This window comes from Janthinobacterium silvisoli, assembly GCF_014200725.1.
In the GTDB taxonomy this organism is placed as follows: Bacteria; Pseudomonadota; Gammaproteobacteria; order Burkholderiales; family Burkholderiaceae_D; genus Janthinobacterium.
This window is the reverse complement of record NZ_JACHCL010000009.1, coordinates 49,698-74,550: the sequence shown is the minus strand read 5'-3', so window position 1 is coordinate 74,550 and position 24,853 is coordinate 49,698. Positions and strand designations below refer to the sequence as shown.

Sequence of the window (24,853 nt, the reverse complement as noted above, 5' to 3'; positions counted from 1 at the left end):
GCAGAAATTAAGAGCTGGCAACGCGATTGCATTGCCTATACCGGTATTGTAGCCAAAATTGCGAACCGGCTGCAGGCATCGGGCTTCCACACGACAATTGAAGACATAAAAAAAGGCCAGCCCGAAGGCTGGCCAAAGCTATTTCAAATCGGAAAAAAAGAAATAGGGTGAAACCCTGTGCTATCTCGTCGCGTTCATCGCGCCAGCTTGCAGGCTGGTCGGGGCGATGAGCATTACGTTGCATTCGCAATAATAGAAGATTAGCAAAAGATTCCTCTCAGAACAAGAAAATTGCGACGAACGGTAGAAATTGCGGCCTGAATGTTAAAAATAACGGCCCAGGCCGTCCCTATTGCTGTTGCTGGCGCATGTCCTGCGGACGACGCAGTTCCCGTCCTTCACGCGGCTCGCGCTCGATACGCTGCTCTTGCCGTACTGCCGGCGCTTGCATGATGGCGCGCGGCGCAGCCTGTGGTTGCGGCTGGGGCGGCGCGGCTGGCGCAGGCGATGGAGAGGGCGCCTGCGGTTCGCGCCGGCGTTCGCGCTCCCAACGCTGCGGCGCCTCTTGCGCACGCTCGTCACGCAACTCACGCTCACGTTCACGGCGTGGAAAAGCCATCGGATTCTGCACGGGTGGCAGGGCGGGAACGGCCGGCATTTGCGGCGTCGGCGGCACGGGCGGCGCCGCTGGCATGGCAGGTGCGGGCGGCGCCGTCACGATGGGCGGCCGCACAAACGGCGGACGCGCCACGGGCGGACGGGGCGCCGCCGGATTCATCACCGGCGCCGGTGCGTTGGCACGCCAGTCAGGCTGCGGCTGCGCCACTTCCAGCGCTTCCGTTTGCAAACGGGCGGGACGCCGGTTCCATACACGCGTCTCGATCTCGCGGCGCGGCGTCACTTGCGGCCGCTGCCAGCCGGCAGCCGGCGGCGGCGCCGTCGTCAATGGCATGTTTTGCAGTTGCGGCGCAGGCAGGGTGACGCGGCTGCCACGCGGTACGTCCACCGTGCGGTGCGATCCAAAACGGTCGCCCGGCAGCATGCTCAAACCGTCGCGGCGCTCACGCTCGTAGGGCAGTGGGCGGCGGCCATCGGCGATCCGGTTGATACGGCGTTCATACTCGGGCGTGACGCGGTAGCCCGGCACGTAGCGGTCGCGTGGCGAGAGCGGGTACCAGCCGATGCCGCCTTGTCCTGGCCTCCCTTCGGGCCGCTGGCCATGCGGCTGCCAGTGATTACCGCCCACCCAGCCGACCAATGCAGGCGCCCAGGGAATGCGCCCCCGCTCGCGGCCCGGCGCCCAGCACCAGCGCGATCCCACCAATACCCAGCGGCCATAATGCGATGGCGCGTAGCCCCAGGGCGCATTGTCGACCCAGGTCCAGCCCCATGGCGCAACCCAGGTCCAGCGTCCATCGCTGTAGGGCGCCCAACCCACGGGCACCGTGCGCGGCAGCCACAGGGGGCCATAATCAGCATCATCCTGCCAGGAACCATACCGGTCCAGCTCTTCATAACCGGTAATGTCCTGCGTCACGTAGCGCAGGGCTGGCGTGGCCACCGGCAACGCTTCCGGCCAGTTGTCGAAGGCCACGCGCTGCAACGGTCCCGTGCGCACTTCATCATCCGTCAGTTCGGCACTTTTCCCTGCGAGCAAGGTGATGCTGGCGGTGCTGCCATCCACATCCGCCACACCTTCGAGCACGCTGACCACGCTGGTGCCTGGCTGGCGTTCGGCATCGACGCGTACCCAGCCCGGCTGCGCCAGGCTAACCCTGGCTTGATTCGTCGTCAGCTCGAAACCGCGCAAGGCATCCGGGTTACGCACGCGCACGCTGACGCTGCCATAACTGAGGTGCAATTTGAAATTGTCGTCATCGAGCTGGTTCACTTCCAGTTCGGAATCGCCATCGAGACGCACGGCCACAGGACCCAAACGAAATTCCGCCTGCGCGCCGCGCATGGTGCTCAAATGGTTGTCGGTGGTCACGGGCCAGTTCAGCAGCGCGTCTTGCGCTTCGCCATCACCGCTGCGCACCAGCACCTGCCCCTCGACCGTGGAAATGCGGCCCACGCGGGCAGGCGGATCATCGGCCAGCGCCAGGCCCATCACCGACGACAGGGCCAGCGCGCACAGGGTTTTTAAAAAGAACGGACGCATGGCAGCGCTCCAGGCAGAGTGATGGGGCCATTACAGCGCGATCAACATCGCGCCACAAGCGGGCTTACAAATATTTGCAAATATGGCAATGCACGAGGCGCGCTGCCGGAAACCCGTTCAATTCGTCACATGGGCGCCACGCTTGACGAAGAACAGCGCCGTGCCCACGGCCATCAACAAGCCGCCAAAGAAGCGGTTCTGTTTTTTGACTGCCTTGGCGTCGCGGAAGAAACGCTGCATCGAGGACGCCAGAAAGGCGTAGCTATGCATGACCATCAGGTCGATGGTGCACATGGTGACGGCCAGGATCAGCAATTGCGGCAGCACCGGCGCGCCGGCGCTGATGAACTGCGGCAAGACCGCCACCATGAAGATGATGCCTTTGGGATTCGTCACATTTGTCAGGAAACCCGTCAGTACGCGCCGGCCGCCCGATGGCAGCGCCGCTTGCGCATGCAGGTCACCCGTCACCGCCACCTTTGCGCGCCATTGCGACAGCCCCAGGTAAATCAGGTACAGCGCACCCACCGTCTTGACGATATTGAAGGCCACCTCGGAAGCGAGCAGCAGGGAGCCGACACCGGCGCCCGCAATGAACAGCACCACCAGCAAGCCCATCTGCAGACCCAGGATGGTGGCGCTGGTTTTTTTCACGCCATACGACAAGCCGTGCGACATCGACAGCACGGCGCCGGAACCTGGCGAGACGGCGATGATGGAGGCGGCGATGACAAAGGTGATCCAGGTGGCAAAGCTCATGCTGATTCCAAAAAAATAATAACGAACAGCAATTTTACTCCGCTACGTGCGGGACTGCCGGCCATCCTTGAGGTAAGATCTTCGGCCGGAGCAGATTGTCGTCCAAACAAAAATAACATCATGAAAAACAACACTTTCCTGACACAAACATTCCCTGCCACCACCCTGGGAGCGCACTGAGATGGCCGGCGGCAGCCTGTTGGCCTTGCTCGACGACATCGCCAGCGTGCTCGATGACGTTGCCCTGATGACCAAGGTGGCAGCCAAGAAAACGGCCGGCGTACTGGGCGACGACCTGGCGCTCAATGCGCAGCAAGTGTCCGGCGTGCGCGCCGAGCGCGAATTGCCCGTGGTGTGGGCGGTGGCCGTCGGTTCGCTGAAAAACAAGGCGATTCTGGTGCCTGCCGCGCTGGCCATCAGCGCGCTGGCTCCGTGGGCCATCACGCCGCTGCTGATGCTGGGCGGCGCCTATCTGTGTTTCGAAGGTTTCGAGAAAATCGCCCACAATTATTTGCATCCCGGCGACAACCGGAAAGCCGAGCTGGCGCAAGCCGCACGCGATCCGCAAGTGGACCTGGTGGCGCTGGAAAAGGATAAGATCAAGGGCGCCATCCGCACCGACTTCATCCTGTCGGCGGAAATCATCGTGATCGCCCTGGGCACGGTGGCAACCGCCGCTTTCGCCGAGCAGATGACGGTGGTGGCAGGTATCGCCGTGATCATGACGGTGGGCGTGTATGGCCTGGTGGCCGGCATCGTCAAGCTCGACGACGCAGGCTTTTATCTGTCTGCGCGCAAGGGTGCCGGCAAGTGGATGAACGGTGTGCGCAGCGTCGGCCGCCTGCTGGTATCGGCCGCACCCAAACTGATGAAACTGCTGTCCGTGGTGGGCACCGTGGCCATGTTCATGGTCGGCGGCGGCATCCTCACGCACGGCTGGCCCTGGGCCAGCAGCCTGCTGCACCAGGCAGAAGTGGCGGTCGATGGCGTGGCCGTGATCGGGCCCGTTCTGGCAGCGGTGACGCCCAGCCTGATCAACGCCATCGCTGGTGTGATCGCGGGTGCGCTGGTGCTGGCTGGCGTCACGGCGGTTTCGGCTTTGTTGCGCAGGGTCACAGCGCGTCAGTAAGCTTAATCACTAAGCTTGGTCACTAAGCTTAGTGATTAAGCTTGCTGAGCACCGCCTGCATACACTGCAGTCAGCTTATACAGTTTTTATCAAGCGGCTATTGAGAGCGATGAAATCCACATTCTCTTCATGGTCAAAATCTTCAATGACATCTTGAAGGTGCATATGTTCCACGCCATTCGTTGACATCGCAGATGCAGCACTGATAAGAAAAACACCAAGATTTCTGATTGTCTCTGGATCAGCAAGGATCGAAACCTCGTCCAGTTGGATATTTTTATCACTCCCAACAGCAGTTCCTTGAACCGTAAATTTAGTGAGTCTTTTCATAGATTGAACCCTTGCCTCGACTTCCTGTGCCAGGCCACGCTGGCGTATCTGCTGCACGACAAGTTCGACCAACGCGTCGTGCTTACAGGATGTCGATTGGCAAAATAAATAAGTAATCTGGAACTATAAGCGGAAACCCGGCCAACCATCCGCCATGTAGTCATCGCAGGCCCCGGCAAATTAGCCAGACCAATTTTAAGGATTTTGATCTACATCAATAAATTTGCTTGGTCGACTCCTTACACTGATCCCCGTTCTTGCAGTCATGCAAGCTTTACTCTACAACCGATCAGGAAGCCGCGACCATGCGCCAAAATTTGCCAGTGACTAACCGTGAAGTCCCCGTGCTGGAGGACCAGGCCATCGTGTCGAAAACGGATATGAACGGCAATATTGTGTATGTGAATCCCTACTTCAGCCAGGTCAGCGGCTTCAGCGAGGCAGAGCTGCTGGGCGCGCCGCAAAACATCGTGCGCCACCCGGACATGCCGTCCGAAGCCTTCGCCGATCTGTGGGCCTCGATCCAGGCGGGCACGCCATGGACGGGCCTGGTCAAGAACCGCTGCAAGAACGGCGACTTCTACTGGGTGCGCGCCAACGTCACGCCGATCCGCGAAGCGGGCAAGACCATCGGCTATATGTCGGTGCGCGTGAAAGCCGACAAGGACCAGGTGAAAGTGGCTGAAGAGGCGTACGCGGCCATCCGCAGCAAGCAGGGCGGCAAGATCCTGATCAAGAATGGCCAGATCGTGCGCCCCGGCCTTGCGCACCTGATGCACAACCTGACGCATATGTCGCTGAACCTGCGCATCTGGATGGCGACCTCCATCGTCAATTGCTTGCAATTGCTGGTGTGCATCATCAGCCTGTTTGCCAGCGGCGGCAAGGTCACCAATTACGCCATCTTCGGCGCCACCCTGTTCGGTTTCCTGATCAACGTTTTCCTCTGGTACACCTTGCGCAGTTCCGTGCTGCAACCGCTGGGCAAGGCCTTGAACGGCGCGCGGGCGATCGCCGCCGGCGACCTTTCGGGCAGTTTTGAAACGGAAAGCACCGATGAAGTGGGGCAATTGCTGCGCGCCCTGCAGCAGATGAACAGCAACCTGATCGCCACCATCCGCGACGTGCGCATCAACGTGGAAACCATGGCCGTGGCGACCAAGCAAATTGCCGTCGGCAATATGGACTTGTCGGGCCGCACCGAATCGCAGGCCGCCAGCCTGGAAGAAACGGCGTCCAGCATCGAGGAATTCTCATCGACCGTGAAACAGAATGCAGACAATTCCGTGCAAGCCAATGAACTGGCGCTGGCGGCTTCAAAAGTGGCGGTGCAGGGCGGTGAAATCGTCGCCGACGTGATCACCACCATGGACGAGATCAACACCTCGTCGAAGAAGATCGTCGACATCATCGGCCTGATCGAAGGCATCGCTTTCCAGACCAATATCCTGGCCCTGAACGCGGCCGTGGAAGCGGCGCGTGCTGGTGAACAAGGCAAGGGTTTTGCGGTGGTGGCGGGCGAAGTGCGCAACCTGGCGCAACGCTCCTCGCTGGCGGCAAAAGACATCAAGCAGCTGATCAATATTTCCGTCGGCAAAGTGGACGCCGGCATGCAGCAGGTGAACCGCGCGGGCGCCACCATGGAGCAAGTGGTCAGCTCGGTGCAGCAAGTAACCACCATCATGCAGGAAATCTCGATTGCCTCACGCGAACAAAGCATAGGCGTGGACCAGGTCAACCAGGCCATCGCCCATATGGATCAGGTAACACAGCAAAATGCCGCGCTGGTCGAAGAAGCGGCGGCGGCGGCTACCCGCCTGGCGGACGAAGCGGCCAGCCTGTCGCAAGCCGTCAGCCTGTTTAACTTTGGCAAGATGCCTCCGCCACGCCGCGTGACCATCGTCGGCGCCACCGCCAACACGGCCAAACCGGCAGCCCTGAAACGCCTGGCCGCCTGACACTCAAGTATCAACACACATCATGCCTACAGTACTCAACATCCCTAATACCGAACTGGACGCGGTGGTTGAATTCGACCCTGTCATCATCGGCAAGATGAGCCAGTCCGGCCCCCGCTACACGTCTTACCCGACGGCCGACCGTTTTACCGCCGAATTCGGTTATGGCAATTTCCTCGAAGCACTGGCTGCGCTGCGCATGCGCGGCGGTCGTCGCCCTCTGTCGCTGTATGTGCACGTGCCGTTTTGCGACACCCTGTGCTACTACTGCGCCTGCAACAAAATCATCACCAAGGACCGCAGCAAGGCGGCCACCTACCTCAGCTATCTGAAGCAGGAAATCGCCATGCAGGCGAAGTTGTTTTCTGGCATGAATCAAATTGAACAACTGCATTTCGGCGGCGGCACGCCAACCTATCTGAGCGAAAAACAGATGGATGAATTGATGTCCCATCTGCGCCAGCATTTCGACTTTGCTTCTGACGAAGAGGGCGAATATTCGATCGAAATCGATCCACGCACGGTGACGCGCGAACGCGTGTTTTCGCTGCGGGCACAAGGTTTTAATCGCATCAGCCTGGGCGTGCAGGATTTTGATGATGCCGTGCAAAAAGCTGTCAACCGCATCCAGCCCGAAGCGGAAACGGTAGCCATCATGCAGGCCGCGCGCGATGCGGGTTTCCGCTCGATCAGCATCGACCTGATCTACGGCTTACCGAAACAAAACCTGGACACGATGACGGAAACCTTGCGCAAGGTGATCGCCGCCAGCCCCGACCGCATCGCCCTGTACCACTATGCCCACATGCCGCATCTGTTCAAGCCACAGCGCCGTATCCTCGATGCCGACATGCCTGACAGCAGCACCAAGCTGTCCATGCTGGGCCTGTGCATTGCGCGCCTGACGGCCGCCGGTTATGTGTATATCGGCATGGACCATTTCGCCAAGCCCACCGATGAACTGGCGATTGCCCAGCGCCAGGGCCGGCTGCACCGCAATTTCCAGGGCTATTCCACGCGCGCCGAAGCGGACCTGATCGCCTGCGGCGTGTCGGCCATCAGCTCGGTAGGCGCCGTCTACAGCCAGAATGAAAAGACCTTGGACGCGTATTACGAAAAGCTCGACGAAGGCATGCTGCCGATTGCGCGCGGCATCAAGCTCGATACGGATGATGTCTTGCGCCGCATCATTATCCAGATGCTGATGTGCAATTTTGAATTGTCGATCAACACTATCGAGCAAGCGCACCCGGTACAGTTTCGCCGCTATTTTGCAGCCGAACTGGAACAACTGCGGGTGCTGGCCAAAGATGGCTTGCTGCTGATCGAAGACGATTGGCTGACGGTGACGCCGAAAGGGCGTTTATTGATACGCAATATCTGCATGGTATTCGACCGCCATCTTGCACAGGCGCGCGCGGCAGCGGCCGCTGCTCCCGATACCGTGCTGCCGCTGCGCTACTCGAAGACGGTATAACGCCTAGGCATGAACGCGCTCCTGCCACTATTTTTGGTCGGCCTGGCCGGCAGCGTGCACTGCATCGGCATGTGCGGCGGCATCGTGGGTGCGCTATCGATTAGCACATCCGCACCGGCACGCCCTGTGATCGCCATCGCCGTGGCCCGCCCGCAGTTCCAGACCAATGCTCTACGCGTGATCGCCTACAACGGCGGGCGCATCGCCAGCTATATGCTGGCGGGCGCCATCGCGGGCAGTCTGGCGGGCGCCGGCATGCTGCATATCGCCAGCCTGCAAGTGGCTGGCTACTGGCTGGCGAACGCGATGCTGGTGGCGCTGGGACTGTACCTGATGGGCGCCTGGTCGGGCCTGGCGCGGCTGGAATCGCTGGGAAACGTGCTGTGGCGCCGCGTACGCCCTTTGCTCAAACCCATGCTGCCGATGGACACCGCCTGGAAGGCGCTGGCCGTAGGCGGCTTGTGGGGCTGGGTACCGTGCGGCATGGTCTACAGCGCCTTGCTCACAGCCATGCTGCAAGGTTCCGCCCTGCATGGCGCGGCAGCCATGGCCGCCTTCGGCCTCGGCACCTTGCCTACCGTATTTGGCATGGGGCTGCTGGGCGCCCGTTTGCGCTCGCAGATGCAGCACCGCCATGCGCGCCTGGCGGCCGGCTTGCTGGTGCTGGGCTTTGGCCTGCTGGGCTTGCTGCGCGCCGCCCATGGCGTGTCGCTGGGCTGGCTCGATGCACTGTGCGTGACGGGCCACGCCTGATGAACGCCGTTTTGCAATCTGCCAGCTGCTTCCATTGCGGCTTGCCCGTGCCTGCCGGTGCGCACTGGAACGTCGTCATAGACGATGTGCCACGCGCCATGTGCTGCCCCGGCTGCGAGGCGGTGGCGCAAACCATCGTCGATATCGGTCAAAGCAGCTATTACCGCGAGCGCGCTGAATACGCTGACAACGCGAGCGAAACCGCCATGCTGCCGCCCGAACTGCGCTTGTACAGCAATGACGACGTGCAATTCGCGCGCGACGCCGACAGCTGCGAAGCCACTTTGTCTGTGGTCGGCATACGCTGCGCCGCCTGCGTCTGGCTGATCGAGCGCCAGCTGCTGCGCCTGCCGGGCGTGCAGGCTGCCAGCCTGAATGTGGCCACCGAGCGACTATACGTGCGCTGGAGCAAGCAACAGTGCGCGCCCGGCGATATCCTGCAAGCCGTGCGGCAAGTGGGCTACACGGCGTATCCGTATGATGCCGTGCGCCATGGCCAGCAATTGCAACAAGCCAGCAAGACTCTGGGCCGCCAGCTGTTTGTGGCGGGCCTGTCGATGATGCAAGTGATGATGTATGTGGCGCCCGCCTACCTGGCCGAAGACGGCACCCTGGACGACAATATGGCCAGCCTGATGCGCTGGGCCAGTCTGCTGCTGACCTTGCCCGCCATCTGCTATTCCGCCATGCCGTTTTTCCAGGGCGCCTGGTCCAGCCTGCGCGCCCGCACACTGGGCATGGATGTGCCCGTCAGCCTGGGCATACTGGCCGCCTTCTTTGGCAGCGTGGTGGCCACGTTTACGGGCCGGGGCGAAGTGTATTTCGACTCGGCCACCATGTTCATTTTCCTCTTGCTGTGCAGCCGTTATTTCGAATTGCAGGCGCGCCGCAAGGCGGCTTCTGCGCTGGAACGCTTGCAGCATGCGCTGCCTGCTTCCGCCTCGCTGCTGGCCAGCTTTCCCGACAGCCGCGCAGCCACCCTGGTGCCGGCCGGCAGCCTGGCAGTGGGCGACATCATCCTGGTGAAACCCGGTGAAGCGATTGCGGCCGACAGCGTCATCGTCGAAGGCACGAGCGCGCTCGATTTGTCGCTGCTGACGGGCGAAAGCGCGGCCCAGCGACGCAAGGCGGGCGAGCGGGTGCCGGGCGGCGCGATCAACGCCAGTGCCGCGCTCATCTTGCGCGTGCTCAAACCGGCGCGCGACAGCACCTTGTCCGACTTGTTGAAATTGATAGAACGGGCCGGCAGCGGCAAGCCGCAAATCGCCTTGTGGGCCGATAAAGTGGCTGCCTGGTTTGTGCTGGGACTGCTACTGTTTGCTGCCGCCGTATTTGCCTTCTGGCACTGGCATGATCCGGCGCAAGCCTGGCCGGTGGCGATTGCCGTGCTGGTCGTGTCGTGCCCCTGCGCACTGTCACTGGCCACGCCGACGGCGCTGGCGGCCGCTACCGACAGCCTGCTGCGGCGCGGCGTGCTGATCGTGCAGCCGCATGTATTGGAAACCTTGCACCGGGCCACGCATATCGTGTTCGACAAGACGGGCACCCTGACTGTGGGCCGGCCCGTGCTACAGCAGATTGAGGCCCTGGCCAGCATGACGCAAGACGAGTGCCTGCAAGTGGCCGCCGCACTGGAAGCGGGCAGCGCTCACCCGCTGGCGCAAGCAATACTGGACGCGGCTGGAGAGCCGCGTTGCCACGCCGAACAATTGCAGGAAGTGCAGGGCCAGGGACTGGAAGGCGTGGTTGACGGCGTGCGCTATCGCTTGGGCAATGCGGCGTTCGTGGCGGCCATCGCCGGCCCGCCGCTGGGTGACACGGCGATTGGCGTGCAAGGCAAAACACCGCTGTATCTGGGACTGCAAGGCCAGTGGCTGGCGCATTTTCTACTGAGCGATGCCTTGCGCCCGGAAGCGCAGGAAGTCATCAACTATTTCCACAAGCGCGGCAAGCAGGTGGTGCTGCTCAGCGGCGACCAGGAAGCGCTGACGCAAAGCGTGGCTGCGCAACTGGGCATCGCCACCGCGTGCGGCGAATGCCTGCCCGATGAAAAGCTCGATTTCGTGCAGCAGCTGCAAGCACAAGGCGCGGTGGTGGCGATGGTGGGCGACGGCATCAATGACGCCGCCGTGCTGAGCGCGGCCGACGTGTCGTTCGCCATGGGTTCCGGCGCCGCGCTGGCGCAAGCGCATGCCGATACGGTGCTGCTGTCGTCGCAATTGCGCTCGGTGCAAGACACCGCCAAAACAGCCGCCCGCAGCATGTCCATCATCCGTGAAAACCTGGGCTGGGCTACCCTGTATAACGTCACCGCGATTCCCGCCGCTGCGCTGGACTTTTTAAATCCCTGGCTATCCGGCGTGGGCATGGCGGCCAGTTCGGCGGTCGTGATCGCCAACGCCCTGCGCCTGCGGAAAAGTTAAACCATGGAAGCACTCTACCTCCTGATTCCCCTCAGCATCATCGTCGTCTTCATCGCGCTCTGGGTCTTCTTCACGGCGTCGGACGGCGGCCAGTTCGACGACCTGGTGGGGCCCGGTTTGCGTCTGTTGCAGGATGACGATACAAGTGTCCAGACACCGCCTGAAAAGCCACGCGACTGACTGCGTTTGCAGCGATCTTGTGCGGCTTTTTTTACCTGGATCACGTTTCATTTTCCTGCCGGTTCAATACGCTTTTTCATCTGGAGAATTTTGATCCACATCAAAGTTTTTTGACAGTTAAACAATTACTCTCTGGCCATCATCATAGATCGTCATTCCGGGAGAGCATTTGTGGATCAATCGCTGAACTATAACTACAAGATCGTGAAGCAATTTGCGATCGCGACTGTGGTTTGGGGCATCATCGGCATGCTGGTTGGCGTCATCATCGCCGCCCAGCTGGCGTGGCCTGCCCTCAACCTCGACATACCATGGCTGACCTATGGACGGCTGCGGCCGCTGCACACGAATGCAGTGATTTTCGCCTTCGGTATCTGCGGCCTGTTCGCCACTTCCTACTACGTGGTGCAGCGCACTTGCCAGGTGCGCCTGTTTTCCGACAAGCTGGCCGCGTTCACCTTCTGGGGCTGGCAAGCAGTGATTTTGTCGGCTGTCGTCACCCTGCCGATGGGCCTCACGCGCGGCAAGGAATACGCCGAGCTGGAATGGCCGATTGCCATCCTGATCGCCGTCGTCTGGATCGCGTATGCCATCGTGTTTTTCGGCACCTTGATCAAACGCAAGGTGAAACATATCTATGTCGCCAACTGGTTTTTTGGCGCCTACATCCTGGCCGTGACCATTCTGCACGTAGTCAATGGCGCCGTGATGCCAGCCTCGGCAGGCAAGTCCTACTCCGCCTACAGCGGCGTGCAAGACGCGATGATCCAGTGGTGGTACGGGCATAACGCGGTGGGCTTTATCCTGACGGCTGGCTACCTGGGCATGGTGTATTACTTCATCCCGAAACAGGCCGAGCGTCCCGTGTATTCCTACCGTTTGTCCATCGTCCATTTCTGGGCGCTGATCTTCACCTATATGTGGGCCGGCCCGCACCATCTGCACTACACGGCCTTGCCTGACTGGACGCAATCGATCGGCATGGTGTTTTCCTTGGTATTGCTGGCGCCATCGTGGGGCGGCATGATCAACGGCATCATGACTTTGTCGGGCGCCTGGCACAAGCTGCGCACCGACCCGATTTTGAAATTCATGATCGTCTCCTTGTCCTTCTACGGCATCGCCACCTTCGAAGGTCCGATGATGTCGATCAAGACCATCAACTCGCTGTCGCACTACACCGACTGGACCGTGGCCCATGTGCATGGCGGCGCTTTGGGCTGGGTGGGTTTCATCACCATGGGTTCGATCTATTATCTGCTGCCGCGCCTGGCGGGCAGCACGAAAATGTATAGCACCCGCCTGGTCGATATGCATTTCTGGGTGGCCACCATCGGCATCGTGCTGTACATCGCCGCGATGTGGATCGCCGGCGTGATGCAAGGCTTGATGTGGCGCGCCGTCAACCCGGACGGCACCCTGACCTACACCTTTGTCGAAAGCGTGAAAGCCACCTATCCCTACTACGTGGTGCGCGTGGCCGGCGGCCTGCTGTATCTGTCGGGCATGTGCATCATGGGCTACAACACCTACATGACCTTGCGCGGCAGCAAATTGCCCGTCGCCCGCATCCCCGAACTGAACGCGGCGCACGCCTGACAGGAGCAATAGCAAATGAAATTTTCACACGCATGGATAGAAAGAAACCCCTGGCTGCTGATCGCCCTGGTCACGCTGGTGATCAGCGTCGGCGGCGCCGTCGAGATCGTTCCCCTGTTCTTCCAGAAGAGCACCACGGAACCGATTGCCGGCCTGAAACCGTACTCACCGCTGCGCCTGGCCGGCCGCGATATTTATGTGCGCGAAGGCTGCTACAACTGCCACTCGCAAATGGTGCGTCCGCTGCGCGCAGAAACGGAACGCTATGGCCACTATTCGGTCGCTGGCGAGTTCGTCTATGACCGCCCCTTCCAGTGGGGTTCCAAGCGCACCGGGCCCGACCTGGCCCGCGTGGGCGGCCGCTACAGCGATGAATGGCACCGCACGCACTTGAACAACCCGCGCGACGTAGTGCCCGAATCGAATATGCCGTCCTACCCCTGGCTGGCGAAAACCAAGCTGGTGCCGGACGAGATCATGCCCAAGATGCGCGCGCTGCGCCGCCTGGGCGACCCGTACAGCGATGCAGAGATCACCGCCGCGCCGGAACAGCTGAAAGACAAGACGGAAGAAGACGCCCTGGTCGCCTATCTGCAAGGCCTCGGAACATTAATCAAAACAAGGAATTAGCATGGCAATCGACAATCTGTTCGACAGCGCCAGCAGCGTCATGACGGTAGTTTCCTTTACGACGTTCGTGGGCATACTGTGGTGGACCTTCAGCCGCAGCAAGAGCGATATCGAGGCGGCGGCGCAACTGCCCTTCGATGACGAGATCCTGGACCAGCCCGCTGCAGTGACGGCAGAGGAGCGGACCCATGTCTGACTTCACCAGTGAGTTCTGGAATATCTACATCATCGTGCTGTCTTTGCTGGGTATCATCGGCTGCGGCGTGCTGCTGTACTCGCAATCGAAGATCAAGGTCGCCCCTGGCGCGCCCGCCGACGGCACCACCGGCCACGTATGGGATGATGATTTGAAGGAGCTGAACACGCCGATGCCGCGCTGGTGGATGTGGTTGTTCTACATCACCATCGTCTTCGCGCTGGCCTATCTGTTCCTGTATCCGGGCCTGGGCACCTATGCCGGCAAGCTGGGCTGGAAATCAACAGGCCAGTACGAAGAAGAGCTGAAAAAAGCGGAAGCCGATTACGGTCCGCTGTTCAACAAGTACCTGCGCCAGGACTTGAAGACGGTGGCGGCCGATCCACAGGCGCTGGCCATCGGTCAACGCTTGTTCCTGACTTACTGCGCGCAATGCCATGGTTCGGATGCACGCGGCAACAAGGGTTTTCCCAACCTGACCGACAGGGACTGGCTGTACGGCGGCGAGCCGGACGTCATCAAGACCACCATCCTGCATGGCCGCAATGGACAGATGCCGCCCATGGGCGCGGCCCTGGGTTCGGAAACCGATATCGAAAACGTGGCCCACTATGTGCTGAGCCTATCCGGCTCCACCGCGGATCCGATCAAATCGGTGCTGGGCAAGGCCAAGTTCGGCGCCTGCATGGCGTGTCACGGCGCCGATGGCAAGGGCAACCAGCAGCTCGGTGCGCCTAACCTGACAGACAAGATCTGGCTGTATGGCGGCAGCGCCGACACCATCATGGAAACCATACGCAAGGGGCGCAACAACACCATGCCAGCTTTCGGTGAATTCCTCGGTGAATCGAAAGTGCATGTGCTGTCGGCCTATGTGTGGAGCTTGTCGAATCCCCAGCCAGCGGCAAAATAATGTCTGAGCCTCAAGTCATCCAGATGTACGCGGCCCGCGAGCAGATCTACCCTCGCGAGGCCAAGGGGCGCTACGCCACCTGGCGCTGGGTTTGCCTGTGGCTGACCCAGCTGGCGTTCTACGGCTTGCCGTGGCTGAGCTGGAACGGCAGGCAAGCGCTGCTGTTCGACTTGACCACGCGCAAGTTCTACATTTTTGGCGTGGTGCTGTGGCCGCAGGATTTTATCTACCTGGCGGCCCTGCTGATCATCTGCGCCTATCTGCTGTTTCTCGCCACCGCCATTGCCGGGCGCGTCTGGTGCGGCTTTGCCTGCCCGCAAACCGTGTACACGGAAATCTTCATGTGGGTCGAACGCAAGATCGAAGGCACGCGCAGCGCGCGCATGGCGCTCGACAAACAAGGCCCATCCTTGCACAAGACCGCCAGGAAAACGACCAAGCACCTGGCCTGGGGCGCCATCGCCCTGTGGACGGGTTTTACTTTTGTCGGCTACTTCACGCCGATAAAGGAACTCGCGCATGAAGTGTCTACGCTTAATTTCGGCCCGTGGGAATGGTTCTGGGTCTTGTTTTACAGCCTGGCCACCTATGGCAATGCGGGCTGGCTGCGCGAACAAGTGTGCAAATACATGTGCCCGTATGCGCGCTTCCAGAGCGCCATGTTTGACCAGGATACCCTGATCGTCACCTACGATGCGAAGCGCGGTGAACCACGTGGCGCACTGAACAAGAAAGCCGCCAGTGGCGATGCAAATCTGGGTGCCTGCATCGATTGCAGCTTGTGCGTGCAAGTGTGTCCGACCGGCATCGATATCCGCAAGGGCTTGCAATATGAATGCATAGGTTGCGCGGCTTGCGTGGACGCCTGCAACAGCGTGATGGACAAGATCAAGCGGCCACGCGGACTGGTGCGCTACAGCACGGACCATGCACTGGCCAACAACTTCGATTCAAAACAGATACGCCGGCGCGCCATGCGCCCGCGCGTGCTGATCTACACCGCCATCCTGGCCCTGATCAGCATCGCCGTCGGCAGCTCCCTGCTCTTGCGCACGCCGCTGAAACTGGACGTGATACGCGACCGTGGTTCGCTGGGGCGTGAAGTTGAAGACGGCATGATCGAAAACGTGTATCGCCTGCAAATCATGAATACGTCCGAGCAGCGCCAGACCTACCGCATCACGGTCGACGGCTTGCCGGGCTTGACCCTGCTGACGCGCGATGAAGTAACTGTCGAGCCGACGGAAACGCTGGCCTGGCCGATACGCCTGCGCACGCCGCACGGCGTGGGCGAAAAAGGTTCAAACAAGATCGACATTGCACTCACGTCACTAGCCGATGCCTCGCTGCATGTGCATGAAAAAGCGGTGTTTTTTGTACCGCGCTAAAGAAAAGGAAAACCTATGTCCCATCCATCGCCACTGCAAGCGCCTGTCGCTCCCTGGTATAAACACCGCTGGCCCTGGCTACTGATGGTGGGCCCTGGCCTGTCCGTCATCGTCGGGAGCGTCATGGCCTATATCGCCTTTACGCAACCCGACGCACTGGTGGTCGGTGATTACTACAAGCAAGGAAAAGCCATCAACCAGGACTTGCGGCGCGATACGGTCGCCAGCAACCTGGCCATGGACACCAGTCTGTCCTATGACGTGGCGCAAGGACGCTTGACAGGTTCCGTGCACAGCTTTGGCAAGGCTTACCGGGCGCCATTGCAGCTGCACCTGGCGCACGCCACCTTGCCGGAAAAAGATATCCGGCTGCTGGTGCAGCCCGATGCGCAGGGGAACTTCTCAGTGGCGTTGACGATGCTGGAACGCAGCCGCTGGCAAGTGCTGGTGGAAAACGACAAGCGCGAATGGCGTTTATCGGGCATCTGGACCTGGCCGGTGCAGCGTGCGATTACACTGCGCGCCGACGAAGAACTGTAAAACTTATTTACAGTTGTCGGTACCGGCCGTAATCGCTTTCAACTTTGCTGGCTGCAAGATTTCGATCTCGCGGTTCGACACGCGCAGCCAGCCTTCCTTCTTGAATTTCGACAGCAAGCGGCTGACGCTTTCGATGGTCAGGCCCAGGTAATTGCCGATCTCTTCGCGCGACATGCGCAGCTGGAAATTGCTGCCCGAATAACCGCGTGCTTCATAGCGCGACGCCAGGTTGACGATGAAGGCCGCAAAACGCTGCGTCGCTTGCATATTACCCAGCAACAGCATCACGCTTTGCTCGCGCGTGATTTCCTGGCTCATCATGCGATGGAAATGGCGCAGCAGGGTCGGCATATTGCCCAGCAATTGTTCCAGGCTGGAAAACGGAATTTCACACACTTCGCTATCTTCCAGTGCCACCGCATAACAATGATGGCGGTCGGCGCTGATGGCGTCCATGCCCAGCAATTCACCGGCCATCTGGAAACCCGTCACCTGCTCTTCGCCGCCCGGATTGATCTGGTAAGTCTTGAAATGGCCCAGGCGGATGGCATACAGGTTCTGGAAGGCATCGCCGATACGGAATAGCGAAGCGCCACGCGGTACCTTGCGGCGGCGGCCGATGATCTGGTCCAGGCGGTCCATATCGCCCACATCCAGGCCCATCGGCAGGCACAGCTGGTGCATGCTGCACGTCGAGCAACGCGCGCGCAACGCCTCCACGGACACCACGGGTGGAATAGGCGAAAGTAGCGCTACAGTCATGGGTATACCTTTTAGAAAAATGCAACATCAAGTTTACTGCATAGTACGTTGCCATGCGACAATTTCAGCGAAAAACATTGCAAATAGCGATATCCAGCCTTTAATTATATGGCAACATCATGCAAGATCGCTATAGCACCGTCGTCGCCAGCGCCGCAACGCGAAAAGGCACAGGCTGATTGCTTGCCAAGCCAGGGTATTGATAGGAAAATAAATCATGAAACCTCTCGGCATCAAAGCAAAAGTCGCCCTGGCCACCAGCCTGACCTCGATCGCCATGATCGCGCTGGTCACCATGATCCAGGTGCAGCGCATGCGCGACGACTTCACCACGGTGCTGCTGAGCCAGCAAACGGCGCTGGTCGCGCGCACGGCGGAAGAACTCGACGACAAGCTGCAGATGTTGCTCGACATCATCTCGCAGACGGCGCAGCATCAGCCGCCCGAACTGATGCAAAACGCCAGCCAGTTGCGCACCTACTATGAACAGCGGGCCGTGCTGGCCCTGTTCGACGATGTGCTGGTGCTCGACAAGCAGGGCAAGGTGGTGGCCGACGTGCCCGCAGTGCCGGCACGCAACGGTATCGACGTGGCCGACCGGGACTATTTCCAGACGGTGATGCGCACGCGCAAAGCCATGATCACCGAACCCATGCTGGGCAAGACCAGCCACCTGCCCATCGTGCAAATGGTTGCCCCCGTGATCGATGGTAAAGGCGAGGTGGTGGGCGTGGTAATCGGCGTCTTGCGCCTGTACAAGGACAATCTGCTGGGCCATCTGCGCCAGGCCAAGGTCGGCAAGAATGGCTATTATTTTGTGCTCACGCGCGACCCCGTGCCCCTCTACGTACTGCACCCGGACGCCAGCCGCTTGATGCAGCCCCGTTCGCCAAACGCCAATCTGGCCACCACGCAACTGCTCAAGAACGATGGCGAAGGCAGCATGATCAGCACCAATAGCCAGGGCATACAAGCCGTCAACAGCTTCCAGCGCCTGAAATCGGTGAACTGGCTGCTGGCCGCCTCCTTGCCCGTCGACGACGCCTTTGAGCCATTCGACGGCGTGCTGTACCGGCTGGTGCTGTGGAGTGTCTTCGCCTCGCTGCTGGCCGCCCTGGTGCTGGGCTGGGTAACGGTGCGTTTGCTATCGCCGCTGGTGCGCCTGCGCAATACCCTGCTGGCCCTGCGCGTGAGCGGCAGCCGCTTTACCCCGATCCCGGTACAGCAGCGCGACGAGATCGGCGAACTGACCGACGCCTTCAACAGCCTGATGAGCGAGCGCGAACGGCTGCAGCAGGAAGTCGAGGTGCGGGCGGGCGAACTGGAGCAGGAACGCGACCGGGCCGAAGCGGCGAATCGCGCCAAGAGCGATTTCGTGGCCAATATGAGCCATGAGATCCGCACGCCCCTGAATGCCGTGCTGGGCATGGTGTATTTGCTGGGCAATACCAGGCTCGATACGGAACAGCGCAAATACCTGACCATGGTGCGCGTAGCAGGCCAGTCGCTGCTGGGCATCCTGAACGACGTACTCGATTTCTCGAAGATCGAGGCGCGCCGCATGGACTTGTCGCCGATCGAATTCGACCTCGATGAGCTGATGAATACCCTGGCCACCACCATGACCATGAATGCGGGCGAAAAGGAGCTGGAGCTGGCGATTGCCGTCGAACCGGACGTGCCGCGCCGCCTGGTGGGCGATGCCCAACGGCTGCAACAGATCCTCGTCAACCTGGCCGGCAACGCCATCAAATTTACGGAAAGCGGCGAAGTGGTGGTGGCCGTCAGCCTGGCGCAGGACGAACCGGGCCAGCAAAACCGTTCATGGCTGCGCTTCGAAGTACGCGACACGGGCATCGGCATGACGGCGCAGCAGCAGGAACAATTGTTCACCGCTTTCTCGCAGGGCGACCAGAGCATCACCCGCCGCTTCGGCGGCACTGGCCTGGGCCTGGCCATCAGCAAGCACCTGATCCACATGATGGGTGGCGAGATTGCCGTCACCAGCAGCGAAGGCAAGGGCAGCCGCTTCTGGTTCAGCGTACCGTTCGAGGTGCTGGCCCAGCCCGAAGCCGAACGGCGCACACCGGCGCTGGGACAGTTGCGCGTGCTGGTGGCCGACGACAACCGCACCAGCCGCGAACTGATCGTCAAGCTGATCGAGGCGTGGGGCTGGAATGCCGACCAGGTCGATTCCGGTTTCGCCGCCATCGCGCTGTACCGCGAAAGGCTGGCCCAACAAGAACCCTACGATGTAGTGCTGGCCGACTGGCATATGCCGGTGATGGATGGCCTGGCCACGGCCAAGGCCATCCGCGAGGCCGCGACGGGTCAGCGCCAGCCCATCGTGGTAATGGTCAATGCCTTTGCCCGCAACCACCTGGAAGAAATCTCCAGCGCCGCCGAAGCAGACGTGGTGCTGATGAAGCCGATCACCGGTTCCAGCCTGTTCGACGCCCTGCACCAGGCCTTGAGCGCCAAAGGCGACGACGGCGAAGCGCGCCTGCATGCGCAGCCGGCCGGCACGGCGCTGGCTGGCGTGCACTTTTTGCTGGTCGAGGACAATCATTTGAACCAGGCGGTGGCGCGCGGCATCCTGGAACACATGGGCGCGACGCTGGACGTGGTGGGCGATGGCTTGCAGGCGGTGGAGCAGCTGCGCGTGGAAGCACAACGCTATGACATCGTGCTGATGGACATGCAGATGCCCGTCATGGACGGCTTCAGCGCCACCCACATCATCCGCACGGAGCTGCGGCTGACGCTTCCCGTGATCGCCATGACGGCGGGCGTGCTGGCCTCCGAGCGCGAGCGCTGCATGACGGCCGGTATCACGGACTTCATCGCCAAGCCGGTGGTGGTGGAAGAGATGATGGAAGTGATCACGCGCCACCTGCCGGAACGTCCGCATGCGCCCGCCATGGAAAAAACTGCGGCGGCGCCGGCGGATGAAGAGGTGTTTTCCATGGCGCCCTTGATGCGCGTGATGGGACACGACGCCAAGGGCAGGGGCGTCTTGCGGCGCATGGTGGAAGATGCACTGCACAAAGGCATGGCGCCCGTGCGCGATGCCGAGACTGCCTTGCAGGAAAACCGCCACAGCGACGCTGCGCGCCTCCTGCATGGCTTGCGCGGCTCCGTCGGCACCCTGGGCACCAAGCGTCTCATCCGCGCGGCCTTTGCTGCCGAAGAAGCCATCCATACGGAACGCGTCGATGAAGTGCCAGTACTGCTGGCCAGTGTGAGGGAAGAACTGGAACGGGTGCTGGTGGCGGGACGGGAGTGGCTAAGCCGCCTGGATTAAAACCAGGCTTAAGCAGGTACGCCTAAAATTACACTCGACGCCTTGAAAATCGCCGTCAGCTTGCCGCCTTCGGTAATTCCCAGGTCGCTGCTGCTTTGATTGGTGACGATGGCGGCGATGGTGCCACCACCGGGCAGGTCCAGCACTACTTCCGTATTCACGGCGCCCGTCTGCACGCGCGTGACGCTGCCAATCAGCTGGTTGCGGGCGGAGAAGCGGGCGCCTTCGCTGTCGGCGACCAGGATCACCGAGGACGCCTTGATCAGCGCGAACGCTTCCACGCCCACCGCCAGGCCCAGGCTCTCGCTGCTGCCCTGCGTGACGATGGCGACGATGTGCTGGCCACCCGGCAGTTCCAGGATCACTTCATCGTTGACGGCGCCCGTCTTGAGCTGGGCGACCTTGCCCAGGAATTGATTGCGCGCGGTAGTTTTCATGGCCATTCTCCGTATGAGTAAAAGATCGTCGGCGATGCCTTCCGCCTGGCTGCCCAGCTGGCGCAGATAGCGTGCATGCTCGCGTTCGATGATACGGAAATTATCGACCAACTGTCGCCCGCGCTGCGTCAGGTGCGTGCCGCCACCGCCCTTGCCGCCCGTCAGGCGCTCGACCAGCGGTTCCCCGGCCAGGTTGTTCATGGCGTCGATCGCGTCCCAGGCCGCCTTGTAGCTCATCTTGACGGCCTTGGCCGCCTGCGTGATGGAGCCATGTTCGGCGATGGCGCCCAGCAGTTCCACCCGGCCCGTACCGCCCAGGTTCTCGCCGCCTACCGTCATCCATACCGAGCCTTGCAGGCCGATTTCCGCTGTCTTGTTTTCTATATCCGCCATCAGGCCGCCTTATTTTCTGCACTGTCGATCTGGCCGTCGCGCAGGTAAAGCACATGTTCGCCCAGGATGCGCGCGTCTTCCGGATCGTGGGTGATCAGGATGATAGGCACTTCCAGGCGCTGCTGCCACTGGCTCAGCTCCAGGCGCATTTTGACACGCAAGGCAGGGTCGAGGGCGGCAAACGGTTCATCGAGCAGCAGCGCTGCCGGATCGGACACCAATGCCCGCGCCAGCGCCACCCTTTGGCGCTGGCCGCCAGACAACTCGTCGGGATACTGGTGCGCCAGTTCCTGCAAGTGAAACGCATCGAGCCACTGGTCGACTTTTTCCAGCCGGGTGCGCGCATGCGGATTGAACCAGCCCCGGCGCAGGCCGAAACCCACGTTCTGGCGCACCGTCAAATGAGGGAACAGCGCGTAATCCTGGAACAGGTACGCCACGTTACGCTGCTGCGGCGCCAGGTTGATGCCGGCGGCGGAATCGAACAGGGTGCGGCCATTCAAGCGGATATGGCCTTCGCTGGGCGTAAACAAGCCGGCGATCGCCTTTAAGGTCATGCTCTTGCCGGCGCCGGACGGGCCAAAGACGGCGATGCGCTGGCTGCTGGACGTGCATTGCACGTGCAGGTTGAAACTACGTTTGCCGGAGCGCAGGGTGGCGCGGATGTCGAGGTCGAGTTGCATAGGCTTTATTTGTGTACGATGCGCCCCGGCGCCAATCGGCCTGCCGCCAGCAGCACCACGATGCAGACGGCAGACGTGATCAGCACCAGCATATTGGCGGCATCATCCTGGCCCGCCTGCACCGCTTCATACACGGCCACCGACAGGGTTTGCGTCTTGCCGGGGATGCTGCCAGCGACCATCAGGGTGGCGCCGAATTCTCCAAGCGCGCGCACGAAACCGAGCAGCACGCCGGCCAAAATACCGCGCCAGGCCAGCGGTAACGTCACGCGGAAAAAGATGCCCATTTCAGAGATGCCCAGCACGCGGGCCGCCTGTTCCAGCTGCCCATCGACCGCTTCAAACGCAGCGCGCGCCGGCTTGAAGACCAGCGGAAAAGCCACCACCGTGGAAGCGATCACGGCGCCCTGCCAGGTGAAGATCAGGTTAATGCCGAAGTGTTCCTGCAGCCAGATGCCCAGGGTGCCGCGCCGGCCCAGCAGCACCAGCAGATAGTAGCCCAGCACCGTGGGCGGCATCACCATAGGCAGGGTCAGTAGGGCGTCGAGCAAGTCGCGCCCCGGGAAGCGGGCGCGCGCCAGCAGATAGCCGGTGCCGATGCCCAGCAATAAATTAAGCGCCGTGGCCCACGCCGCCACCTTCAGCGACAGGGCCAGCGCGGTCCAGGCGATATCCATGCAGAGTATCTAGATTATGGTTTCTTGAAGCCGTATTTTGCCAGGATGGCCTGTGCTTGCGCCGTTTGCAGATAGCTGACAAAACGCTTGGCTTCGGCCGCGTTGGCGCTGCCCTTGATGGTGGCGATAGGGTAGGTCACGGGCGTGTCCAGCGGGATTTCCAGCACCACCTTGACCTTGTCTTTGACGATGGCGGCATCGGTGCCGTACACGAAGCCTGCATCGACTTCGCCGCGCGCCACATAGTCCAGCGACTGGCGCACGTTTTGCGTGCTGATGGCCTTGGGCTGCACGCTGTCCCACAGGTTCACCTTCTTCAGCGCGCCTTCCGAATAGCGGCCCACGGGCACGCTGGCCGGATTGGCAATCGCCACGCGCGTCACGCCTTTTTGCGCCAGGTCGTCCAGGCGCTTGATATCGAGCTTGCTATCGTGCGGCACGATCAGCACCAGGCTGTTACCGACGAAATCGTGGCGGTCGGCAGCCAGCACCAGCCCCTGCTTTTGCGCCGCATCCATGGTCTCCTGGTCGGCCGAGGCAAACACGTCGACCGGCGCCCCCTTGACGATCTGCTGCAGCAGCACGCCCGAGGCGGCAAAGTTCAAGGACACTTTACTGCCCGGATACTGCGCCTCATAACTCTGTGCGGCATCCTTGAATGCATTCGTCAGGCTGGCGGCAGCCGACACCACCACTTCACCGGCAAAAGCCGACGAGGCGGCAGTGGCAAGCAGGGCGGCACTGAGGAAGGTAGCAAGAGTCTTGAGGCGCATGGTCGTATCCCTTTTTAGATGAAGAACAGGAGCGTAATATACACTGATATATAGCGTTGCTGTTATTGCAGCAGACATCAGCGATTACCGGATGGCGTGCGCAGTGCCAGTTTGCTGATATACTGTATAAAAACACAGTATGTGGGCGAGCTATGGAATTGACGGACAAGCTGGAGATCCTGGCCGATGCGGCCAAATACGACGCTTCCTGCGCCAGCAGCGGCGCGCCCAAACGCGACTCGATCGGCAAGGACGGTTTTGGGGCCACCACTGGCATGGGCATCTGCCACAGCTACACGCCCGATGGCCGCTGCGTCTCGCTGCTCAAGATACTGCTGACGAATTACTGCCTGTACGATTGCCAGTATTGCGTCAACCGCCGCACCTCCAACGTGCCGCGCGCCCGCTTCACGGTCGCCGAAGTGGTGAAGCTGACCACCGATTTTTACCTGCGCAATTACATCGATGGCCTGTTCCTCAGTTCCGGCATCATCCAGTCGGCCGATTACACCATGGAGCAGCTGGTGCAAGTGGCGCGCGAACTGCGCGAAGTGCACCAGTTCCGCGGCTATATCCACCTCAAGACCATACCCGACGCCGACCCGGCCCTGATCGCCCAGGCGGGCCGCTATGCCGACCGGCTCAGCGTCAATATCGAGCTGCCCACGCAAGACAGCGTACAAAAACTGGCGCCTGAAAAGAGCGTCCATACCATCAAGCTGGCGATGGGCTCCATCCGCCGCAAGCTCGATGAAAAGGCAGAAGAACCGAAGTCGCCACGCTTTGCACCGGCCGGCCAGAGCACGCAGATGATTGTCGGAGCGGACGCCAGCGACGACCAGAAAATCCTGTCCACCGCTGAAACGCTGTACAGCAGCTACAAGCTCAAACGCGTGTACTACTCGGCCTTCAGCCCGATTCCGGACAGCCCGAAAAGCGTGCCCTTGGCGCCGCCTCCCATGCTGCGCGAACATCGCTTGTACCAAGCCGATTTCCTGCTGCGCAGCTATGGATTCCAGGCCAGCGAATTGCTGCCGGCAGAAGGCGGCAACCTGGCGCTGGACATCGATCCCAAGCTGGCCTGGGCGCTGGCGCACCGCGAACATTTTCCGCTGGACCTGAACCGCGCCGCACCCCATATGATCGCCCGCGTGCCCGGCATCGGCTTGCGCAATGCGCAGCGCATCGTCGACCTGCGGCGTTTGCGCCAGGTGCGTTATGCCGACCTGTCACGGCTACGCTGCAGCATGAAAAAAATCGCCCCCTTCATCATCACGGCCGATTATTTTCCCTCGCGCGATAGCTGCCCGTCCGACCAGCTGCGGCGCGCCATGGCAGACGCGCCGCAGCAGATGAACCTGTGGCCGGAACTGCAGGCAGCGTGAAGA

General features: G+C 61.1%; 22 protein-coding genes. 14 read left to right on the top strand and 8 right to left on the bottom strand.

Annotated elements, in window-relative coordinates; genetic code table 11:
• Nucleotides 1–349 precede the first annotated feature (349 nt).
• Both HDE75_RS25040 and HDE75_RS25035 read right to left on the bottom strand, forming a co-directional pair.
• Entirely contained in the window at nucleotides 350–2,161 is a 1,812-nt protein-coding gene (locus tag HDE75_RS25040) for a DUF6600 domain-containing protein (protein WP_183682312.1), read from the bottom strand.
• Between the two features lie 117 nt (nucleotides 2,162–2,278).
• Nucleotides 2,279–2,920 (bottom strand): LysE family transporter, encoded by a 642-nt coding sequence (locus tag HDE75_RS25035; RefSeq protein ID WP_183682309.1) that lies wholly within the window; start codon nucleotides 2,918–2,920, stop codon nucleotides 2,279–2,281.
• A gap of 181 nt (nucleotides 2,921–3,101) precedes the next feature.
• On the opposite strand from HDE75_RS25035, the gene HDE75_RS25030 reads away from it, so the two are divergent.
• Nucleotides 3,102–4,049, top strand: a complete 948-nt coding sequence (locus HDE75_RS25030; protein WP_183682306.1) for a DUF808 domain-containing protein — start codon at nucleotides 3,102–3,104, stop codon at nucleotides 4,047–4,049.
• Between the two features lie 75 nt (nucleotides 4,050–4,124).
• Here the strand turns inward: HDE75_RS25030 and HDE75_RS25025 are convergent, their stop codons facing one another.
• A complete protein-coding gene (locus HDE75_RS25025) occupies nucleotides 4,125–4,451 on the bottom strand; it encodes an Imm32 family immunity protein (RefSeq protein ID WP_183682450.1) in 327 nt (108 codons plus the stop codon).
• 233 nt (nucleotides 4,452–4,684) lie between these two features.
• Here HDE75_RS25025 and HDE75_RS25020 point away from each other — a divergent pair, with 233 nt between their 5' ends.
• The 11 genes from HDE75_RS25020 (at nucleotide 4,685) to HDE75_RS24970 (ending at nucleotide 16,436) form a co-directional block, all read left to right on the top strand.
• A complete protein-coding gene (locus HDE75_RS25020) occupies nucleotides 4,685–6,337 on the top strand; it encodes a methyl-accepting chemotaxis protein (RefSeq protein WP_183682303.1) in 1,653 nt (550 codons plus the stop codon).
• Between the two features lie 22 nt (nucleotides 6,338–6,359).
• Entirely contained in the window at nucleotides 6,360–7,814 is a 1,455-nt protein-coding gene (gene hemN, locus HDE75_RS25015; protein WP_183682300.1) for an oxygen-independent coproporphyrinogen III oxidase, read from the top strand.
• A 9-nt stretch (nucleotides 7,815–7,823) separates the two neighbouring features.
• Nucleotides 7,824–8,567, top strand: a complete 744-nt coding sequence (locus HDE75_RS25010; RefSeq protein ID WP_183682296.1) for a sulfite exporter TauE/SafE family protein — start codon at nucleotides 7,824–7,826, stop codon at nucleotides 8,565–8,567.
• A complete protein-coding gene (locus HDE75_RS25005; protein WP_183682293.1) occupies nucleotides 8,567–10,990 on the top strand; it encodes a heavy metal translocating P-type ATPase in 2,424 nt (807 codons plus the stop codon). The genes HDE75_RS25010 and HDE75_RS25005 overlap by 1 nt, the downstream gene beginning before the upstream one ends.
• A gap of 3 nt (nucleotides 10,991–10,993) precedes the next feature.
• Nucleotides 10,994–11,170 (top strand): cbb3-type cytochrome oxidase assembly protein CcoS, encoded by a 177-nt coding sequence (ccoS, locus tag HDE75_RS25000; RefSeq protein WP_183682290.1) that lies wholly within the window; start codon nucleotides 10,994–10,996, stop codon nucleotides 11,168–11,170.
• Nucleotides 11,171–11,341: 171 nt separating this feature from the next.
• A complete protein-coding gene (ccoN, locus tag HDE75_RS24995) occupies nucleotides 11,342–12,769 on the top strand; it encodes a cytochrome-c oxidase, cbb3-type subunit I (protein ID WP_183682287.1) in 1,428 nt (475 codons plus the stop codon).
• Between the two features lie 15 nt (nucleotides 12,770–12,784).
• A complete protein-coding gene (gene ccoO / locus HDE75_RS24990) occupies nucleotides 12,785–13,399 on the top strand; it encodes a cytochrome-c oxidase, cbb3-type subunit II (RefSeq protein WP_183682284.1) in 615 nt (204 codons plus the stop codon).
• Between the two features lies 1 nt (nucleotide 13,400).
• Nucleotides 13,401–13,595 carry a cbb3-type cytochrome oxidase subunit 3 gene (locus tag HDE75_RS24985; protein ID WP_183682281.1) on the top strand — a complete coding sequence of 65 codons (195 nt, stop codon included), beginning with the start codon at nucleotides 13,401–13,403 and terminating at the stop codon, nucleotides 13,593–13,595.
• Nucleotides 13,588–14,508, top strand: coding sequence for a cytochrome-c oxidase, cbb3-type subunit III (gene ccoP / locus HDE75_RS24980; protein ID WP_183682278.1), 921 nt, complete (start codon nucleotides 13,588–13,590; stop codon nucleotides 14,506–14,508). The genes HDE75_RS24985 and ccoP overlap by 8 nt, the downstream gene beginning before the upstream one ends.
• Nucleotides 14,508–15,896: a cytochrome c oxidase accessory protein CcoG gene (gene ccoG, locus HDE75_RS24975; RefSeq protein WP_183682276.1), complete on the top strand. Its 1,389-nt coding sequence runs from the start codon at nucleotides 14,508–14,510 to the stop codon at nucleotides 15,894–15,896. The genes ccoP and ccoG overlap by 1 nt, the downstream gene beginning before the upstream one ends.
• Before the next feature lie 15 nt (nucleotides 15,897–15,911).
• On the top strand, nucleotides 15,912–16,436 hold the full coding sequence (locus tag HDE75_RS24970) for a FixH family protein (protein WP_183682273.1): 525 nt from the start codon (nucleotides 15,912–15,914) through the stop codon (nucleotides 16,434–16,436).
• Nucleotides 16,437–16,439: 3 nt separating this feature from the next.
• On the opposite strand, the gene fnr is transcribed toward HDE75_RS24970, so the two are convergent.
• Nucleotides 16,440–17,198 (bottom strand): fumarate/nitrate reduction transcriptional regulator Fnr, encoded by a 759-nt coding sequence (gene fnr, locus HDE75_RS24965; protein WP_183682270.1) that lies wholly within the window; start codon nucleotides 17,196–17,198, stop codon nucleotides 16,440–16,442.
• Between the two features lie 217 nt (nucleotides 17,199–17,415).
• Here fnr and HDE75_RS24960 point away from each other — a divergent pair, with 217 nt between their 5' ends.
• Nucleotides 17,416–20,502: a hybrid sensor histidine kinase/response regulator gene (locus HDE75_RS24960; RefSeq protein ID WP_183682268.1), complete on the top strand. Its 3,087-nt coding sequence runs from the start codon at nucleotides 17,416–17,418 to the stop codon at nucleotides 20,500–20,502.
• Between the two features lie 8 nt (nucleotides 20,503–20,510).
• Here the strand turns inward: HDE75_RS24960 and HDE75_RS24955 are convergent, their stop codons facing one another.
• From HDE75_RS24955 to modA, 4 genes are read right to left on the bottom strand one after another with little or no spacing between them, the layout of a single operon-like run.
• Nucleotides 20,511–21,332 carry a TOBE domain-containing protein gene (locus tag HDE75_RS24955; RefSeq protein WP_221291996.1) on the bottom strand — a complete coding sequence of 274 codons (822 nt, stop codon included), beginning with the start codon at nucleotides 21,330–21,332 and terminating at the stop codon, nucleotides 20,511–20,513.
• Nucleotides 21,332–22,015: a sulfate/molybdate ABC transporter ATP-binding protein gene (locus HDE75_RS24950; RefSeq protein WP_183682265.1), complete on the bottom strand. Its 684-nt coding sequence runs from the start codon at nucleotides 22,013–22,015 to the stop codon at nucleotides 21,332–21,334. The genes HDE75_RS24955 and HDE75_RS24950 overlap by 1 nt, the downstream gene beginning before the upstream one ends.
• A gap of 5 nt (nucleotides 22,016–22,020) precedes the next feature.
• The gene (gene modB / locus HDE75_RS24945; RefSeq protein WP_183682262.1) at nucleotides 22,021–22,692 is read right to left on the bottom strand and encodes a molybdate ABC transporter permease subunit; all 672 of its coding nucleotides are present in this window, start codon (nucleotides 22,690–22,692) and stop codon (nucleotides 22,021–22,023) included.
• A 14-nt stretch (nucleotides 22,693–22,706) separates the two neighbouring features.
• Nucleotides 22,707–23,465, bottom strand: a complete 759-nt coding sequence (gene modA / locus HDE75_RS24940) for a molybdate ABC transporter substrate-binding protein (RefSeq protein ID WP_183682259.1) — start codon at nucleotides 23,463–23,465, stop codon at nucleotides 22,707–22,709.
• A 152-nt stretch (nucleotides 23,466–23,617) separates the two neighbouring features.
• On the opposite strand from modA, the gene HDE75_RS24935 reads away from it, so the two are divergent.
• Nucleotides 23,618–24,850, top strand: coding sequence for a putative DNA modification/repair radical SAM protein (locus HDE75_RS24935; protein WP_183682257.1), 1,233 nt, complete (start codon nucleotides 23,618–23,620; stop codon nucleotides 24,848–24,850).
• Nucleotides 24,851–24,853 lie beyond the last annotated feature (3 nt).